Source organism: Pseudomonas monteilii, from assembly GCA_001534745.1.
Classification (GTDB): Bacteria; Pseudomonadota; Gammaproteobacteria; order Pseudomonadales; family Pseudomonadaceae; genus Aquipseudomonas; species Aquipseudomonas alabamensis.
On the sequence record CP013997.1, the window covers coordinates 3,162,830 to 3,180,878 of the forward strand.

Consider the following 18,049-nt stretch of genomic DNA (forward strand, 5'->3'; position numbering starts at 1 on the left):
AGGCCCGTCAAACGGCGATGCCCTGCCCTTCCAGGAAGCGCACGAAGGCGTCCTCGTCGAGCACCTCGAGCCCCAGTTCGTTGGCCTTGGTCAGCTTCGAGCCGGCGCCGGGGCCGGCGACCACGCAGTGGGTCTTGCCGGACACCGAGCCGGACACCTTGGCGCCCAGGCTTTCGAGCTTGTCCTTGGCCACATCGCGGCTCATGCGTTCGAGCGAGCCGGTCAGTACCCAGGTCTGTCCCGCCAGGGGCAGGCCTTCGGCGGTTTTCTTCTCGCTCGCCCAGTGCATGCCGAACTCGCGCAACTGTGCTTCGAGGGCATGGGCCAGACGCTGGTTGGCCTCGTCGCGGAAGAATGCGCGCACGGCGTCGGCCTGGCGGGTGTTGAGGGCCTGGCGCAGGTCGATGCCGTCGGCCTCGATGATCTTGTCCAGGCTGTCGAAGCGGGCCACCAGTTTTTCAGCGCCGGTCGGGCCGACCGAGGCAATGTCGAGCTTGGCGATCAGGCCGGCAAGGCTGGTGCTGGCGGCGAACTCGGCGCCCAGCTCGCCTTCGTCCTGCAGCGTCAGGCCGCAGTCGAGCAGTTGCTGGATGACGCTGCGGTTGTGCTCGTCGTCGAAGAAGTTGTGGATCTCGTAGGCGACCTCCAGGCCGATGTCCGGCAGGTAGGTGAGCACCTGCGGCAAGGCGGCCTGGACGCGGGCGAGGCTGCCCAGGGAGCGGGCCAGGACCTTGGCGGTTTCCTCGCCGACATCCGGGATGCCCAGGGCATAGATGAAGCGGGCCAGGCTCGGGCGCTTGCTGGCCTCGATCGCCGCCAGCAGCTTGTTGCTGGAGACTTCGGCGAAGCCTTCGAGGGCCACCACCTGGTCGAAGGTCAGGCGGTACAGGTCGGCGGGCGAGCGGATCAGGTGCTGGTCGACCAGCTGCTCGACGCTCTTCTCGCCCAGGCCGTCGATGTCCATGGCGCGGCGCGACACGTAGTGGATGATCGCCTGCTTGAGCTGGGCGGCGCAGGCCAGGCGGCCGACGCAGCGGTATACGGCGCCTTCGCTGGTGGTCTCGCGGCCCTTGCTGCGCTTGACCAGCTGGGTACGCTCGACCTGGGCCCCGCATACCGGGCACTGTTCGGGCACGTGCACCGGACGGGCATCGTCGGGGCGACGCTCGGTGACCACCTGCATGACCTGCGGGATCACGTCGCCTGCGCGGCGGATGATCACGCTGTCGCCGATCATCAGGCCCAGGCGGCCGATCTCGTCCATGTTGTGCAAGGTGGCGTTGGACACGGTGACGCCCGCGACCTTGACCGGCTTGAGCCGCGCCACGGGGGTGACCGCGCCGGTACGGCCGACCTGGAACTCGACGTCGAGCACTTCGGTGATTTCTTCGAGCGCCGGGAATTTATGCGCCAGGGCCCAGCGCGGCTCGCGCGAGCGGAAGCCCAGTTCGCGCTGCGACGCCAGGCTGTTGACCTTGAACACCACGCCGTCGATTTCGTACGGCAGATCGTTACGCCGTGCGCCGATGTCATGGTAGTAGGCCAGGCACTCGTCGATGCCAGCGGCATGGCGCAGTTCGCGGCTGATCGGCAGGCCCCAGGTCTTGAGCGTCTCGAGGGTGTCGATGTGGCTCTCGGCGACAGGGGCCGAGGTGTGGCCGACTCCGTAGCAACAGAACTCCAGAGGGCGGCTGGCGGTAATCTTCGAGTCGAGCTGGCGCAAGCTCCCGGCAGCGGCGTTGCGCGGGTTGGCGAAGGTCTTGCCGCCGATCTCGGCCTGGGTGGCGTTGAGCCGCTCGAACCCGGCCTTGCTCATGTACACCTCGCCGCGCACCTCGAGTTCGGCCGGCCAGCCACTGCCGTGCAGTTTGAGGGGAATGTTGCGCACGGTGCGTACGTTGGTGCTGATGTCTTCGCCGGTGGTGCCATCGCCACGGGTGGCCCCTTGCACCAGTTGCCCGTCGCGGTAGAGCAGGCTGACCGCCAGGCCATCGAGTTTCGGCTCGCAGCTGTAGTCGACGGCCGAACTGGCATCGGGCAGGTCCAGGCCGCTGACCACGCGCCGGTCGAATTCGCGCAGGTCGCTCTCTTCGAAGGCGTTGCCCAGGCTGAGCATGGGGATCTGGTGGCGGATCTGGCTGAACGCGGCCAGGGCCTGGCCGCCGACGCGCTGGGTCGGGGAATCGGCGGTGACCAGGTCAGGATGCTCGGCCTCGAGCGCCTTGAGCTCGTTGAACAGGCGATCGTATTCGGCATCGGGCACGCTGGGCTCGTCGAGCACGTAGTAGCGGTAGTTGTGCTGGGCGATGGCGTCACGCAGTTCGAGGATTCTGGATTCAGCGGTCATGTCTGGGTCTTCTCTTGCAAAAGCAAGAAAGCAGCCGAAGCTGCTTTCTTGTCTGTTAACGGCTGGGCCCGGCCAGGCGAGCCCGCGTCACCTTCAGCGCTTCTGGGTCAACGCCCGGCGCTCGAATTCGACGATGCGCTGGCGATAGTGCTCGATGGTCTGGGCGGTCAGCACGCTGCGCTGATCGTCCTTCAGTTCGCCATCGAGCTCGTGGGCCAGCTTGCGCGCGGCCGCGACCATCACGTCGAAGGCCTGCTTGGGATGGCGCGGGCCCGGCAGACCGAGGAAGAAGCTCACGGCCCGCGTGCTGAAGTGGTCGATGTCGTCCAGGTCGAAGATGCCTGGCTTGACCGCATTGGCCATCGAGAACAGCACCTCGCCGTTGCCGGCCATGCTTTCGTGGCGGTGGAAGATGTCCATTTCGCCGAAGCGCAGGCCGCTTTCCAGGATGTTCTGCAACAGCGCCGGGCCCTTGAAGCCGCCTTCGTCACGGGAGATGACGCTGATCACCAGCACTTCCTCGGCCGGTGGCAGCTCCTTGGCCGGTGCCTGGGAAGGCGCATGCGCGGCAGGCGCAGCCTGGGCCGACACGAAGCCCGTGCCCCGGCGCTCGTCGGCATAATCGTCGTGATCGTCGGCGAACAGCTCGGGCTCCCGGACGTCACGTGGTGCCGCCACCGGCGCGCTGTCGACGACTTTCTCCTTGCGCTTGGGCGCCTTGACCGGTTTAGGGTCGCGCTCACGCGCCGGCGCGCTCATCGACGGCAGGTCGCTTTCGTCCAGGTCTGGCTCACGCGGGTTGTCCAGTACCCGTGAAGGGCCCAGCACCTCGGCGCCGCCCTCTTCCTCGGGGAGATTGGAAAAGCTGCGGTCCAGACGAAACTTCAATTTACCCTTGCCGCCGCGCATACGGCGCCAGCCATCGAACAGAATGCCGGCGATGACGATGACGCCGATGAGGATCAGCCACTCGCGCAGACCGATTTCCATGTAATTCCGTGCCTCTGTAAAAAAATGTGCTTGGAAACAAAGGCTTCAAAGCCCTTTAACTCGTGGCGCCAACTCGCTGTTCTGGCAGGCGTTTTCCCACGTTTAAAACAGGTGACATAAAGCTAGCACGACCTACGGTAAGTTTCACCGTCTGTCTGACATGTCAGTCGCATTCTTCCCACTTACCCCTTCCTTCTTGCGTGTCAGCTGTCCACCAGGGCCATCGCCGCTTCCACGTCGACCGCCACCAGCCGCGAACAGCCCGGCTCGTGCATGGTCACCCCCATCAGCTGATCGGCCTTTTCCATGGCGATCTTGTTGTGGGTGATGTAGATGAACTGCACGGTTTCGCTCATCTCCTTCACCAGCCGGGCGTAACGTCCCACGTTGGCATCGTCCAGCGGTGCATCGACCTCGTCGAGCATGCAGAACGGCGCCGGATTGAGCTTGAAGATGGCGAAAACCAGTGCCAGCGCGGTCAGGGCTTTCTCGCCACCGGACAGCAGATGGATGGTGCTGTTCTTCTTGCCCGGCGGACGCGCCATGATCGTCACCCCAGTATCGAGTAGATCTTCGCCCGTCAGTTCCAGATAAGCGCTGCCGCCACCGAAAACTTTTGGAAAAAGTGCCTGTAAACCTGCATTTATCAGATCAAAGGTATCCTTGAAGCGATTGCGGGTTTCCTTGTCGATCTTGCGAATGACGTTTTCCAGCGTGTCGAGCGCCTCGACCAGGTCGGCGTCCTGGGCGTCGAGGTAGCGCTTGCGCTCGGACTGCTGCTGGTACTCGTCGATGGCCGCCAGGTTGATCGCGCCCAGGCGCTGGATGCGTGCATCGAGCTGTTCGAGCTCCTGCTCGGTGGCCTCTTCGCTGGCCTGCTCGTCGAGGGTGTCCAGCACCCCCTGCAGGTCGTAGCCATCGGCCAGCAGTTGCTCCTGCAAGGTCTTGCGGCGCACGTCCAGCCCCTGGCTCTCCAGGCGCATCTGCTCGAGCTGGCCGCGCAGCAGGTGCGCCTGCTGTTCGGCCTGGGTGCGGCGCTTCTCGGCGTCGCGCAACTGGCGGTCGGCGTCCTCCAGGTGCAGGCGCGCCTGGCGCATCTCCTCGTCCACGCCCATGCGTTGCTCGAGCAGCTCTTCGAGCTTCAGGCGCAGCTCGTCCAGCGGCGCTTCGCCTTCTTCCAGGTTGAGGCTCAGTTGCTCCTGTCGCTCGACCAGGCGCACGGCCTGTTGCTCCAGGCGTTCCAGGGCCTGGCGGGTGGAATCATGCTGGGCCCGCAGCGAGCCCACGCGCACGGCGAGCTGGTGCGCATGGTCCTTGTGATGACGGGCCTCCTGGCGGACGCGGTCGAGGGTTTCGCGCAGACCGTCGCGGCGCGCCAACAGTTGCTCGCGCTGATCGGTGTCCTGGGCCATGTGTTCCAGGGCGTCCTGCAGCAGCAGCCGGGCTTCGCTCAACTGCTCGTGCTCCAGGGCGCGCTGCTCTTGCAGCTCGGTCAACTCTTCCTGCAAGCGCTGGCGTCGCAGCGCCACCTGCTCGGCACGGGCGCGCACGGCGGACAGCCGCGCCTTGGTCTCGCCCAGCTGACGGCTTTCGTCCTGATGGCGCCGACGCAGCTGCTCGCGTTGCGCTTCCTGCTCGCGCTGCCGCTCACCCAGCGCCTGCAGGCGTTCCTCGAGCTGGTCGAGCTCGGCCTGTTGCTCTGCTTGCTGAGCGAGCAGGCGTTCGAGTTCCTGGCCTCGCGCCAGCACGCCGCCCTGGGCATCGTCGCCCCGGCTGACACGCAGGAACTGCCGGCCGACCCAGTAGCCATCGCGACTGACCAGGCTTTCGCCCGGGGCCAGGCCCGCGCGCTGGGCCAGCGCCTGCTCCAGGCTGTCCACGGGGCGCACCTGGCCCAACCAGGCAGACAAGTCCACCGCGCTCTCGACCTTGTCGAGCAGGCTACCGGCCTGCCTCGGCGCCGCGGCCTCGGTCGACAACAGGCGCAACTCACCCTGCTCCAGGCGGGCATAGTCGAAGTCGGCGAAGTCATCCACCAGCACCGCTTGCAGGTCGGCGCCCAGCACGGTTTCCACCGCCAGCTCCCAGCCAGGCTCGACACGCAGGCGGTTCGCCACCCGCGGCCGCTGCGCCAGCCCGGCCTGCTGCAACCACTGTGCAGTCCCAGCACCCGGCTCCAGCGCGGCCTGCTGCAAGGCTTCCAGGGAGGCCACCCGGCCGCCGAGGCGTTGCAGCTCGCCTTGCAGTTGCTGACGACGCTCGTTGCCGTCACGCCAGTGCTCACGGGCGTGCTCGAGCTGCTCGAGCGCTTCCTGCTCGGCCAGCTGCAAGCCGTCGATCGACGCTTCACCGGCGGCCAGCTGCTCGGCCAGCTCGAGCAGGGCGGCGTCGTCCGGATCGACGCTCAGCTGGTCGCGTTCCTCGCCCAGCTTGCGCTGGCGTTCGGCGAGGCGTTCGAGCCCTGCTTCAAGCTGTTGCAGGCGTGACTGCTGCACTTCGGCCTGCCGGCGGGGCTCGGCCGAGCGGGCGGTGAAATCGTCCCACTGTTCCTGCCAGCCTTGCATGCCCTGCTCGGCCTCGTCCAAGGTGGCCGCACTCTCCTCGGCCGCCGCCAAGGTCAGTTCGCGCTCCGGCTCGAGCATCTCCAGTTCTTCGGCCAGGCTGGCCAGCAAGGCGCGGTCGTTGCCCAGGTGCGACTCGGTTTCCAGGCGCGTGCGCTCGGCTTCCTTGAGGTCGTCCTGCAACTGCCGCAGGCGCTGCTGCCCGTGCTGGATGCTCTGTTCGACCCGGGCGATGTCGCCTGCCACCGAGTAGAAACGTGCCTGCACCTGGTTGAAGCGCTCCGACAGCTCGTGGTGGCCGTCACGCAGCCGCTCGATGCTGGCATCGGCATTACGCTGCTCGGCCACCAGCGCCTCGAAGGCCACCTCCTGGTCGACGATCACTGCCTCGCGCTGGCGCACCCGTGCGTCCAGGGCGCTCCAGCGCAAGGCCGACAAGCTGGCCTTGAGCTGGCGCTCGCGCGCCTTGTAATCCTTGTACTTCTCGGCGGCCTGGGCCTGACGGTGCAGGCGTTCGAGCTGGCGCTCCAGCTCTTCGCGCAGGTCGGTCAGGCGCGCCAGGTTCTCCTGGGTCCGGCGGATGCGGTTCTCGGTCTCGCGGCGGCGCTCCTTGTACTTGGAGATGCCGGCGGCTTCCTCGATGAAGTTGCGCAGCTCCTCGGGCTTGGCCTCGATCAGCTTGGAGATCATCCCTTGCTCGATGATCGAGTAGCTGCGCGGCCCCAGGCCCGTGCCGAGGAAGATGTCGGTGATGTCCCGGCGCCGGCACTTCGTGCCGTTGAGGTAGTAGGTGTTTTGTGCGTCGCGGGTGACCTTGCGGCGGATGGAGATCTCGGCGTAGGCCGCGTATTCGCCCACCAGGGTGTTGTCGCTGTTGTCGAACACCAGCTCGATGCTCGCCTGGCTGACCGGCTTGCGGCTGGTCGAGCCGTTGAAGATGACGTCGGTCATCGACTCGCCGCGCAGGTTCTTCGCCGAGCTTTCGCCCATCACCCAGCGTACGGCGTCGATGATGTTGGACTTGCCGCAGCCGTTGGGCCCGACCACGGCGGCCATGTTGCTGGGGAAGTTGACCGTGGTCGGGTCGACAAAGGACTTGAAGCCGGCCAGGCGAATGCATTTCAGGCGCATCGATCAACCCGCAGCCAGGGCAGCGATGACCAGGTCGCCACTGCGCGTGCAGTAGGTCACCAGCACCTCGCGGATACGCGCCGTGTCACGTCGCAGCACGGCATCGAGCAGATCGTCGAACAGCTGGACGAAATCGGCCATGCTCGCCTGGCGCTGCGCGAGCGCCAGGTGGTAGGCGCGGCTCATGGCCGGCTGCAGGTTCTCGGCGGTCTCTTGCAGGTAGAGGTTGTCGGCGAACGGATAGGCCGTGCGCATCACCGCGAAACTGTCGGCGACGAACGCCTCGATGTCGCCACGGGCGCACGCCTGCACCAGCCGTTGCTGGACCGCCAGGAACGGCAGCAGGTCGCTGTCGGTGCGCCAGCGGGCGGCCACGGCGTTGCCCAGCAGGATGTACAGCTCACTCATCATGTGGCACAGGCTGCGCACGCTGTGGGCGTCCAGCACGGTCACATGGGCGCCGCGACGCGGCAGGATGGCCACCAGGTGCCGCCGCTCGAGGATCAGCAGCGCCTCGCGCACCGAGCCACGGCTGACGTTCAGGGCCTGGGTGACCTTCTGTTCCTGGATGCGCTCGCCAGGCGCGAGTTCGCCACGGATGATCCGTTCGGCCAGGTGGCGGGCGATCTGTTCGCAGAGGCTGTCCGGCGCCTTGAACGTCATGGGGGTCCTTAAGGGTCATGGGGCTGGGCGAAGGGGCGCAATTGTAGCGCACTTGATGCCCGGCGGCGCGAGCCGTTGCGGGTCTGGTACGCTTGCCCATGGCCCGCGTCGAACGTGCCCTGCTCCGTCTGAGGACAGGGCCTACGACGCCGCACCTTTTCTGACAGACGAGAGCCGCATGAGCACACCCCGCACCGCCTACCGCGCCGCCATTCTCTACAGCCTGGCCGACCCCAGCGAGGTCGGCCTGGACGCGTCCTACGCCTATTTCGACGATGGCCTGCTGGTGGTCGACGACGGCCGGATCACCGCTGTCGGCCCAGCGACCGAGCTGTTGCCGACCCTGGCACCGGACACCGAGGTGGTCACCTACACCGACGCCCTGATCACCCCCGGCTTCATCGACACCCATATTCACTTCCCACAGACCGGCATGATCGGTTCCTACGGTGAACAGCTGCTCGACTGGCTCGAGACCTACACCTTCCCTTGCGAGCGGCAGTTCGCCGACAAGGCCCACGCCGACGAGGTGGCCAAGCGGTTCCTCGGCGAGCTGCTGCGCAACGGCACCACCACGGCCCTGGTGTTCGGCAGCGTGCACCCTGAGTCGGTGGACGCCCTGTTCGAGGAGGCCGAACGCCTCGACCTGCGGCTGATCGCCGGCAAGGTGATGATGGACCGCAACGCCCCGGACTACCTGACCGACACGGCCGACAGCAGCTACCGGGACAGCAAGGCGCTGATCGAGCGCTGGCACGGCAAGGGCCGCCTGCACTACGCCGTGACGCCCCGCTTTGCCCCCACCAGCACGCCGGAGCAACTGGCCGCCGCTGGCTGCTTGCTCGAGGAACACCCTGGGGTTTACCTGCACACGCACCTGTCCGAGAACCTCAAGGAGATCGACTGGGTCAAGGCGCTGTACCCCGAGCGCAACGGCTACCTGGATGTCTACGACCATTACCGCCTGCTGGGCGAGCGCTCGGTGTTCGCCCACGGCGTGCACCTGTGCGACGCCGAATGCCAGCGCCTGGCGGAAACCGGCTCGGCCGTGGCCTTCTGCCCGACCTCGAACCTGTTCCTCGGCAGCGGCCTGTTCAACCTGCCCCAGGCCGAGCGTTTCGGCGTGCGCGTGGGGTTGGGCACCGACGTGGGCGCCGGCACCAGCTTCTCGCTGCTGGCGACCCTCAACGAAGCCTACAAGGTGATGCAGCTGCAGGACGTGCGCCTGCACCCGTTCAAGTCGCTGTACCTGGCGACCCTCGGAGGCGCCCGCGCCCTGCGTCTGGAAGAGCGCATCGGCAGCCTGGCGCCGGGCCACGACGCGGACTTCGTGGTGCTGGACTACAAGGCCACGCCGCTGCTCGACTACCGCCTGCAACAGTCGCGCAGCATCGAGGAAACGCTGTTCGTGCTGACGACGCTGGGGGATGACCGGGTGGTGCGGGAGACCTATGCCGCCGGGCGGTGCGTGCATCGCCGGTAACGTGCGACACAAGGTCCTCGGGATCCATCGTCAACAGTCAGGCGGCCGTCGAAAAGGTACGGAACGTGCACCGAACCTGATCGATCGTTCAGCTTATTGAGGCGTACCGGCCTCATCGAAGGCTTGAGCTTCATTCGACAAGCCAGTAACCTGCGCGCCCTTCGAGCAGCCTGGCTTGCAGGCGCGCCGCGCTGACGCTCGAAACCTTCGACACCTCTGCATCCTGTCACCTGCCAGGACTCGGCCGCTTCCTGCCCGAGTGCCTGGCCAGGCGCCTGCGTGCACACCCTAACGATACGGCCGCCAACGCCGACATTGACACCCGGAGCTTCCTTCGCAATGCGCATCTCCCAGAGCCTGCTACTGGCCGCCGGCCTGCTGACCACCGGCACCAGCCTTGCCGGCGACCTGCTGCAGTGGCAGGGCAACAGCCTCACCTACCTGTACGGCCACGACTTCAAGGTCAACCCCGAGATCCAGCAGACCTTCACCTTCGAGCATGCCGATGCCTGGAAGTACGGCGACAACTTCGTGTTCGTCGACCGCATCTTCTACAACGGCAAGAAGGATTCGGGCAACGGCCGCAGCACGCTGTACGGCGAGATCACCCCGCGCCTGTCGTTCAACAAGATCTTCGACCAGAAGCTCACCTTCGGCCCGGTCAAGGATGTATTGCTGGCGATGACCTACGAATTCGGCGAAGGCGACGTCGAGTCGTACCTGATCGGCCCTGGCTTCGACCTGGCGGTGCCGGGCTTCGACTGGTTCCAGGTCAACTTCTACCACCGCACCACCGATGGCAGCCGTCCGGGCGACAATGTCTGGCAGATCACCCCGGTCTGGTCCTACACGATTCCCGTCGGCAGCTCGGACGTGCTGATCGATGGCTACATGGACTGGGTGGTCGACAACGACGTGAACAGTCGCGGCACCTACCAGGCCAACCTGCACTTCAACCCGCAGATCAAGTACGACCTGGGCAAGGCGCTGAAGCTGGGCGAGAAGCAGCTGTACGTGGGGATCGAGTACGACTACTGGAAGAACAAGTACGGGATCAAGGACAGCAGCGCTTTCGAGACCGATCAGAACACCGCCAGCCTGCTGGTGAAGGTGCAGTTCTAAGGCGCCTGTGTGGGAGCAGCGGTCTTTCTACTCGGTACATGCCCGACCGCATGCGGCGCCTGTCAGGGCCCTATCGCTGGCAAGCCAGCTCCCACAGTAACCGCGATGGCCTGCATCACCGCGGTGGGGCTACGGGTGTGAGCGGCCCCTGCCGGGGCGCCGGACCGGCCGCGATTGGGTCCGCCAGGACCCACATTGGCACTTGGCAGAAACCATAGAATCTCCCACCTGAACCTCTGCAGCCGTCAATGTAGACATGGCTGCACAAGCAGCTTGTGGGAGCGGGCTTGCCCGCGATAGCGTCCGACCCGTCACCGCCTGCAGCGCAGGCAAGCTTCACCAAGGGCTGCACTGCTGATCTGTCAGATCAACAGGGCAGCCCAAGCTACAGGCCCGGCCTGGGATCAACGGGCTGCGCGCTCACGCACCCAGGATACGCCACCAACCGCTACCGCCGCCAGGAAGCCCGACACGATTCCCACCACGCCGAACAAGCCCATCTTGACGACCGCCCCCCAGCTGCCACTGCTGGCGACCACGCCCTCGACGGCGTGCTCCAGTGGAACGATGCCTTCGGCCACGAACGTCCCGCCAACCAAAAACATGGCGATCGTCCCGATCCACGACAACGCCTTCATCAAAAGAGGAGCGGCCGACACCAGGATCTGGCCACCCTTCCTGACCACCCTGCCCCACAGGCCTTGAGCCTTGGATTTGGCGAGCGCGAACCCGGCATCATCGAGTCGAACGATACCTGCCACCACGCCATACACGCCCACGGTCATCGCCACCGCGATCACGATCAAGGTCAGGATCTGCTGATACAGCGGTGCCTCGGCCACGACGTTCAAGGTGATGACGATGATCTCGGCGCTCAGGATGAAGTCGGTCTTGATGGCGCCCTTGACCTTGCGCTTCTCGTACTCGGCGAGCGCTTCAGGAGTCCGCGGGACCTTCTTTTTCGGCTCCTGGGTCCCCGACTCCTTGCGCGAAAACTTGTCTTTTATCGCCTCGTAGCCTTCGTAGCACAGGTAGACACCGCCTGCCATGAGCAACCACTTGACGGCGGCCGGGAGGAAGGCGCTGAGCAGGAGCGCACAGGGCACCAGGATCGCCTTGTTCTTGAGCGACCCCTTGAAGACGGCCCAGACCACGGGCAATTCGCGATCGGCCTTCATGCCTGTGACCTGTTCGGCATTCACGGCCAGGTCGTCACTCAGGACACTGGCCGTCTTTTTCGCAGCCACCTTGCTCATCAGGGAGATGTCATCCAGAAGCGCCGCGATGTCATCCAGTAACGCAAAAAAACTGCTGCCCGCCATGTCATTTCATCCTTAGTCGATTCCTGTCGCCTCATGCCTCCCGAAGGACCGTGTTTACGGATGTCCCGGTGGGAACAGCACGATGTGCGACAAGATGGCGTTCAGACCTATCGTGGGCGAAACAGTTCTGCTCAGGCGTCCAGGCACTCGAAGGCCGCCCCATAAGGGCCTATGCTTCGAGGCATCTACCTCGCCTGACGGCGCTTTCCCCCACCGCCAACCTTCACACGACAGGAAGACGAAGACGATGCGCATCGCCGCCAACTTGACGTTACTGTTCACCGAAGTGGACTTCCTGTCTCGCTTCGAAGCCGCCGCCCAGGCCGGGTTCGACGGTGTCGAATGCCAGTTCCCGTATGCTTTCGACGCCGAGCAGATACGTGAACGGCTGGACCGTCAGGGTCTGCCCATGGTGCTGTTCAACCTGCCGGCAGGGGATTGGGCGCGTGGCGAACGGGGCATTGCCTGTCACCCGGACCGCATCGAAGAGTTCCGCGCCGGGGTGCACACGGCCATCGCCTACGCCAAGGTGCTAGGGACCAAGCAGGTCAACTGCCTGGCAGGGATACGACCAGCCAACCTGGACGATGCGCTGGTGCAGCGTACCTTCATCGACAACCTGCGCTATGCGGCGGATGCGTTACAGCACGCCGGAATCACCCTGCTGATGGAAATGATCAACACCCGTGATGTGCCAGGCTTCTACCTCGACCACACGGCCCAGGCCCTGGCGATCCAAGCCGAGGTCGGCAGTGCCAACCTGTTGTTGCAATACGACCTCTATCACATGCAGATCATGGAAGGTGACTTGGCCCACACCCTTCAGACTCACCTGAGTCGTATCGGCCACGTCCAGTTGGCCGACACGCCGGGACGTCACGAACCGGGTACAGGAGAGATCAATCATCGCTTTCTGTTCGAGCACCTGGAGCGGATCGGCTATCAAGGATGGATCGGCGCGGAGTACCAGCCACGAAGGCATACCCATGAGGGACTGGGATGGCTGGCCACCGCACGGACCTGCGTTTGAACCACTGAAAAGCCTCGACGGAGCAGCAGGACGACCCTGGGCTCAGCTCGACCTGATCGACTTGAACTGTTCAGCGAGCGTGTCATAGGCCATATCGCTTACGGTTTTCCAGTCCAGCACGATGGTCGTGCTTGTCGAAAGAACCTGTTTCTGCGCCTGCCACAACGTTTTCAACGGCATGGACAGTGTCGCCGTTCCTGGGGCCGGGGCCGTCGCGACATTGCCTATCACAGCCTGGGCAGCCTTGAGCGTGGGAACCGTGACCTCGACACCCTTGGCGCTCATGGTCAGCGTGCTTCCGGGCAATTCGCTGAACAGCGTGTCCAAAGGAATCTGCACGTCCACCCCTTTCCTTGAGACATTCCAACGGCTGGAGCGGAATGCCTGTTTTACATCGGACGGACTGATGTCGACCTGCAGTTCCCACGGGACAATACGCATTTTTCCAGGAGGAGCGGCCGGTTTACGCATGAACAGACCGGACAGGGAAGAATGTGCGACATTCGGTGTAATCGGCTGGGGCTGTTTATAGGGTTTGTAATAGAAGGTGGGGGATTGCCCACTGGGATCGACTCCATTCACAGGATCCCCTTTGCAATACCCGTAGGCATTGAGCCCGCCTTCCAAAAACGGACTCAATCGATCGGGCTTCACAAAGCGCCCCAAGGCCGGACTGTAAAAGCGCCTGCCATTGCCCAAGGCATAGCCGCGTATCGAGTATTCCCACTGCTGGCCATTGAAGCCACAGGGAATATCCTGCGGCAAGCCACTGGCCTGGCCATAAGGGGTGTAGGCCAGGGCCACGCCTGTGCCAGACAGCCTAAGTAGCGATCCTTCCCTGTTCGTTTCCAGCAGTCGCGCCTGGTGGTCACAAGCAACCAGTGGGCTGTCACTTGCCCACACCAATCGACGGTTCCTGGTGCCTAATTCGGCGACGAAACGGCCGTGCTGGTAGAAACGGTTCGACCACGTGCAGTCTCTCATCTTCATGACTGGGCCCTACCTTGTTGATGAGTCTGTAGCGTGATGAAATCTTCGCGCCCGCGAAACTGACATTTCTATCGATTTTGCAGGTTTGAAACGCTTGCCACGGACCTTGTTCCACTTCTAGCCTTGCGGTTCTGCCTTTGGAACCTGTGCTTTCATGTCCCCCTCACTCTCCTTGCGCGAACGCCTCTACATCGTCGTCTTCCAAAACGACAACACCGCCGGCCGCCGTTTCGACAAGGCCTTGCTGCTGCTCATCCTCGCCAGCCTGGTCACGGTCATCCTCGACAGCATCGACTCGGTGCACCGCAACTACGCCCATGTCCTGGCCGGCATCGAATGGGGCTTCACCACGATCTTCCTGCTCGAGTACCTGACGCGCCTGTACTGCTCGCCCAAGCCGTTGCGCTACGCCTTCAGCTTCTACGGCCTGGTCGACCTGCTGGCGATCGTGCCGGGGATCATCGCGCTGTACTACAGCGACGCGCAGTACCTGCTGATCATTCGCGTGATCCGCATGCTGCGGATCTTCCGGATCCTCAAGCTCGGCCCCTACCTCAACCAGGCCAACTACCTGCTGACCGCGCTGCAGGGCAGCAAGCAGAAAATCATCGTGTTCCTGGTCAGCGTCTCGACCCTGGTCACGGTATTCGGCACGCTGATGTACGTGATCGAAGGCCCGGAGCACGGGTTCACCAGCATTCCCAAGGGCATCTACTGGGCGATCGTGACGCTGACCACGGTGGGCTTCGGCGACATCGTGCCGACCACGCCGCTGGGCCAGGTGCTGTCGTCGCTGGTGATGATCACCGGTTACTCGATCATCGCCGTGCCCACCGGGATCTTCACCGCCGAGCTGGCCAGTGCCATGCGCCCAGGGCAACTGGTGCACGACTGCCCGAGCTGCGCCAAACCGCAGCACGAGCACAGCGCCGCCTTCTGCGCCCGCTGCGGCAGCGCGCTGTTTCGCAAGACCGACTAAGCACAGCACGTTTCGGTCTTTATGAGGGCGGTGGCCAACCGCTATAGTCGCAGACCTACCGCCCTTCTCCCTCGAACAAGGAACGCGTCGTGAAAAGACTCTTCAGCGCATCGTTGCTGGCCGCCGGCCTCGCGCTCGGCAACCTGGCCCAGGCAGCCCCTACCCTGCTCAACGTCTCCTACGACGTGATGCGCGACTTCTACAAGGACTACAACCCAGCGTTCCAGAAGCACTGGGAGGCCGAGCACCAGGAGAAGGCCAACGTGCAGATGTCCTTCGGCGGCTCGAGCAAGCAGGCCCGCGCGGTCATCGACGGCCTGCCGGCGGACGTGATCACCATGAACATGGCCACCGACATCAATGCACTGGTCGACCATGGCAAGCTCATCCCGGACGACTGGGTGACCCGCCTGCCGAACAACAGCGCCCCGTTCACCTCGGCCACGGTGTTCATCGTGCGCAAGGGCAACCCCAAGGCGCTCAAGGACTGGCCGGACCTGCTCAAGGACGGCGTGCAGGTGATCGTGCCCAACCCCAAGACCTCGGGTAACGGTCGCTATACCTACCTGTCGGCCTGGGGCTACGTGCTCAAGACCGGTGGCGATGAAGCCAAGGCCCGGGATTTCGTCGGCAAGCTGTTCAAGCAGGCACCGGTGCTCGACACCGGCGGGCGCGCCGCCACCACCACCTTCATGACCAACCAGATCGGCGACGTGCTGGTGACCTTCGAGAACGAAGCCGAGATGATCGCCCGCGAGTTCGGCCGTGATCAGTTCGAAGTGGTCTACCCAAGCGTGTCCGCCGAAGCCGAGCCACCGGTAAGCGTGGTCGACAAGGTGGTGGACAAGAAAGGCACGCGGGCCGTGGCCGAGGAGTACCTGAAGTACCTGTGGTCGCCGGCCGCGCAGGAGATCGCCGCGCAGAACTACCTGCGCCCGCGTGATGCGACGGTGCTGGCCAAGTACACCGATCGCTTCCCGAAGGTGGACTTCCTGTCGGTGGAGAAGACCTTCGGTGACTGGCGCACGGTGCAGAAGACCCACTTCAACGATGGTGGGGTGTTCGACCAGATCTACAGTGGACAGTGAGGCAGCGGGGGGTTTTCTTGCGGCCCCTGGCGGGGCCGATCGCGGCACTGGGGCCGTTCCCACACCCGTAGTCCCATCGCGGTGGTAGTCACGGCCCCCTGTGGGGCCCTTTTGCTGCGATCGGCCCCTGACAAGGCAGCAAAAGCAAGCACCGCACGGGGCATGTCCACTGCAGTACGAGGCCTCCCTCGCTGACCACCGATACCCATCCATCTGCCCCCTTATCGAACTTTCCCACACCCTGACCCCTCAGTTCCTTGGATAACCCGTCCCCTGCACCGGTCCAAGGAGTCTTCCCGTGCCGCGTTCATTCATCACCCTGTTGTTCGGTCTCTTGCTGAGCACGCACCTGCTGGCCGCCGACCCGGCACCGGCCGATGCCCCTGCCAAGGCGCCGGCACCCGTGGTCCAGGGTGGACTGCTCGGGGCACTGGCCGACGGGCTGGACACTGCCGCCGATGACCTGGACCTGGACGAGCACCTGGTAGACGCCTGGCGCCTGCGCACCGACCGGGCGGCCAAGGAAGTCGAACGCCTGGTGGACCGTCATGCCGGTCAAGACGGGCTGGGACTGGTTGGCGACTTCCTACTCATCACGCTGGCCTGGGTCGTCAGCTTCGCCGTGCTGACCACCGTGGGTCGCTGGCTCTTTCACCGTAGCCGCCGGCGCACCTGGCTGAGCAGGCGACCGCGCATCGAGGGGCTGCTCAGCTACCTGCTGCCCTTTACCCTGCCGGCGTTGGCCAGCCTGCCGCTGACGCTGTACGCCAGCCGCTACCTGGACCCTTCGGTCGCCCGCGCCTCGGGCCTGAGCCTGGCCTACGCCACCAGCAGCGGGCTGTTCTCCACTTCGATCGTGCTGTGCCTGATCGTGCTGTTCGATGCCGGTCACAAACGTGCCGCCGTGGGCGTGATCCGGCGCCTGGCACCGCGCCCACTGTTCATGATCGGCTTTCTGGCGGCCTGGAGCGACGCGCTGACCAGCCCGCAGATCGCTCGCCAGCTGGGCAGCAACCTCACCGACAGCATCGCCGTGTGCACGGGCCTGGTGGCCACGGTGATCTTCGCCAGCCTGGTGATTCGCCTGCGTCGCCCGGTGGCCCACCTGATCCGCAACCGTGACCTCAAAGACCGTCTGCAACACCGCGCCGTGCAGGAGACGCTGCGGGTGTTTTCCAACCTCTGGTACCTGCCGATCCTGCTGATGATCCTGGTGTCGGCGGTGCACCTGATCGGTGCCGGGGAAGAAAGCCAGCGCGCCCTGCAAAACGCCCTGCTGACCACGGTACTGCTGGTGGGCACGCTGTTTCTCAGCACGGTCCTGCAGCACCTGTTTACCCCCCGCAAAACCGACCTCAACCAGCGCGCACGGCCCTACAAGGAACTGCTGCGCAGCCTGGCTCACGCGGTGCTGAGAATCGCCATGGCGGTCACCTTCATCGAACTGCTCGGACGCATCTGGGGCGTTTCGGTCATCGATTTCGCGCTCAGCAACCGTCTGGGTCGGGCGATCAGCGATTCGTTGAGCAGCATCGGTCTGATCCTGCTGGTGACTTGGCTGCTCTGGGTGGTGCTCGACACGGCCATCCAGGAAGCGCTCAAACCGGCCGTAGGGCGCCGCGCCTCGCGCCAACCGAGCACGCGCGTGCGGACCATCCTGCCGATGCTGCGCAACGCCATCAAGATCATCCTGGTGGTGATCTGCACCATCACCACCATGGCCAACCTGGGCATCAACGTCGCCCCCTTGCTGGCCGGGGCCGGGGTGGTCGGCCTGGCCATCGGTTTCGGTTCGCAGCAGCTGGTGCAGGACGTGATCACCGGGCTGTTCATCCTGATCGAGGACACCATCGCCATCGGCGACTGGGTGGTGCTGGACTCCGGCCACGCCGGCACGGTCGAGAGCCTGACCATTCGCACGCTGCGTCTGCGCGACGGCAAGGGCTTCGTGCACTCGGTGCCGTTCGGTCAGATCAAGGCCGTCACCAACCAGTCGCGGCAGTTCGCCTATGCGTTCTTCTCGGTGCAGTTCACCTACGATAGCGACGTGGACAAGGCCCTGGAGCTGATTCACGAAGTGGGGCAGTCGATCAGCGAGGACACTTTGCTGAAGATCAATCTGCAGGGCCCGTTGCAGGTCTTCGGGGTGGACCGCATGGACCTCAACGGCTTCGTGCTGACCGCGCAATTCCGGACCATCTCCGGCGGGCAGTACACGGTCAGCCGCGCCTTCAACGAACGCCTGAAAAAGCGTGTCGACCAGACCGACGACGTCAGCTTCGCCCAGCTCTATCCCGTGCCACCTGCCCTGCGCGCAGAGGCGGCGCAGGGTTGAACGGCTTG

12 protein-coding genes are annotated in these 18,049 nt (G+C 64.7%); 6 read left to right on the forward strand and 6 right to left on the reverse strand.

All coding sequences use genetic code 11. The annotated features are described in order from the left end of the window. Positions 1 to 7: 7 nt before the first annotated feature. From APT63_13415 to APT63_13430, 4 genes are all read right to left on the reverse strand, one after another. Complete coding sequence (locus APT63_13415) at positions 8 to 2,347, reverse strand: DNA ligase (NAD(+)) LigA (GenBank protein AMA46534.1); 2,340 nt, start codon at positions 2,345 to 2,347, stop codon at positions 8 to 10. Positions 2,348 to 2,440: 93 nt separating this feature from the next. Then, positions 2,441 to 3,337, reverse strand: coding sequence for a cell division protein ZipA (gene zipA, locus APT63_13420; protein AMA46535.1), 897 nt, complete (start codon positions 3,335 to 3,337; stop codon positions 2,441 to 2,443). A 203-nt stretch (positions 3,338 to 3,540) separates the two neighbouring features. Beyond that, positions 3,541 to 7,029, reverse strand: a complete 3,489-nt coding sequence (locus APT63_13425; GenBank protein AMA46536.1) for a chromosome segregation protein SMC — start codon at positions 7,027 to 7,029, stop codon at positions 3,541 to 3,543. A 3-nt stretch (positions 7,030 to 7,032) separates the two neighbouring features. Beyond that, on the reverse strand, positions 7,033 to 7,692 hold the full coding sequence (locus tag APT63_13430; protein ID AMA46537.1) for a GntR family transcriptional regulator: 660 nt from the start codon (positions 7,690 to 7,692) through the stop codon (positions 7,033 to 7,035). A 178-nt stretch (positions 7,693 to 7,870) separates the two neighbouring features. On the opposite strand from APT63_13430, the gene APT63_13435 reads away from it, so the two are divergent. Both APT63_13435 and APT63_13440 read left to right on the forward strand, forming a co-directional pair. Beyond that, positions 7,871 to 9,175: a guanine deaminase gene (locus APT63_13435; protein AMA46538.1), complete on the forward strand. Its 1,305-nt coding sequence runs from the start codon at positions 7,871 to 7,873 to the stop codon at positions 9,173 to 9,175. 339 nt (positions 9,176 to 9,514) lie between these two features. After that, positions 9,515 to 10,297, forward strand: a complete 783-nt coding sequence (locus APT63_13440; protein ID AMA46539.1) for a hypothetical protein — start codon at positions 9,515 to 9,517, stop codon at positions 10,295 to 10,297. A gap of 404 nt (positions 10,298 to 10,701) precedes the next feature. On the opposite strand, the gene APT63_13445 is transcribed toward APT63_13440, so the two are convergent. Continuing rightward, on the reverse strand, positions 10,702 to 11,619 hold the full coding sequence (locus APT63_13445) for a hypothetical protein (GenBank protein AMA46540.1): 918 nt from the start codon (positions 11,617 to 11,619) through the stop codon (positions 10,702 to 10,704). 247 nt (positions 11,620 to 11,866) lie between these two features. Here APT63_13445 and APT63_13450 point away from each other — a divergent pair, with 247 nt between their 5' ends. Further along, positions 11,867 to 12,649, forward strand: coding sequence for a hydroxypyruvate isomerase (locus APT63_13450; protein ID AMA46541.1), 783 nt, complete (start codon positions 11,867 to 11,869; stop codon positions 12,647 to 12,649). Between the two features lie 42 nt (positions 12,650 to 12,691). Here APT63_13450 and APT63_13455 read toward each other — a convergent pair whose 3' ends face one another. Further along, positions 12,692 to 13,090 (reverse strand): hypothetical protein, encoded by a 399-nt coding sequence (locus APT63_13455; GenBank protein AMA46542.1) that lies wholly within the window; start codon positions 13,088 to 13,090, stop codon positions 12,692 to 12,694. A 703-nt stretch (positions 13,091 to 13,793) separates the two neighbouring features. On the opposite strand from APT63_13455, the gene APT63_13460 reads away from it, so the two are divergent. From APT63_13460 to APT63_13470, 3 genes are all read left to right on the forward strand, one after another. Then, positions 13,794 to 14,618: an ion transporter gene (locus APT63_13460; protein AMA46543.1), complete on the forward strand. Its 825-nt coding sequence runs from the start codon at positions 13,794 to 13,796 to the stop codon at positions 14,616 to 14,618. An 89-nt stretch (positions 14,619 to 14,707) separates the two neighbouring features. After that, complete coding sequence (locus APT63_13465) at positions 14,708 to 15,706, forward strand: thiosulfate transporter subunit (GenBank protein ID AMA46544.1); 999 nt, start codon at positions 14,708 to 14,710, stop codon at positions 15,704 to 15,706. 298 nt (positions 15,707 to 16,004) lie between these two features. After that, entirely contained in the window at positions 16,005 to 18,041 is a 2,037-nt protein-coding gene (locus APT63_13470; GenBank protein ID AMA46545.1) for a mechanosensitive ion channel protein, read from the forward strand. Positions 18,042 to 18,049: the final 8 nt, after the last annotated feature.

Excerpts from the sequence above, each read along its gene's own strand:
- APT63_13460 (AMA46543.1), top strand. The coding sequence starts at position 13,794 with ATGTCCCCCTCACTCTCCTTGCGCGAACGCCTCTACATCGTCGTCTTC.
- zipA (AMA46535.1), bottom strand. The coding sequence starts at position 3,337 with ATGGAAATCGGTCTGCGCGAGTGGCTGATCCTCATCGGCGTCATCGTC.
- APT63_13445 (AMA46540.1), bottom strand. The coding sequence starts at position 11,619 with ATGGCGGGCAGCAGTTTTTTTGCGTTACTGGATGACATCGCGGCGCTT.
- APT63_13430 (AMA46537.1), bottom strand. The coding sequence starts at position 7,692 with ATGACGTTCAAGGCGCCGGACAGCCTCTGCGAACAGATCGCCCGCCAC.
- APT63_13415 (AMA46534.1), bottom strand. The coding sequence starts at position 2,347 with ATGACCGCTGAATCCAGAATCCTCGAACTGCGTGACGCCATCGCCCAG.
- APT63_13455 (AMA46542.1), bottom strand. The coding sequence starts at position 13,090 with ATGCGTATTGTCCCGTGGGAACTGCAGGTCGACATCAGTCCGTCCGAT.
- APT63_13450 (AMA46541.1), top strand. The coding sequence starts at position 11,867 with ATGCGCATCGCCGCCAACTTGACGTTACTGTTCACCGAAGTGGACTTC.
- APT63_13435 (AMA46538.1), top strand. The coding sequence starts at position 7,871 with ATGAGCACACCCCGCACCGCCTACCGCGCCGCCATTCTCTACAGCCTG.
- APT63_13440 (AMA46539.1), top strand. The coding sequence starts at position 9,515 with ATGCGCATCTCCCAGAGCCTGCTACTGGCCGCCGGCCTGCTGACCACC.
- APT63_13425 (AMA46536.1), bottom strand. The coding sequence starts at position 7,029 with ATGCGCCTGAAATGCATTCGCCTGGCCGGCTTCAAGTCCTTTGTCGAC.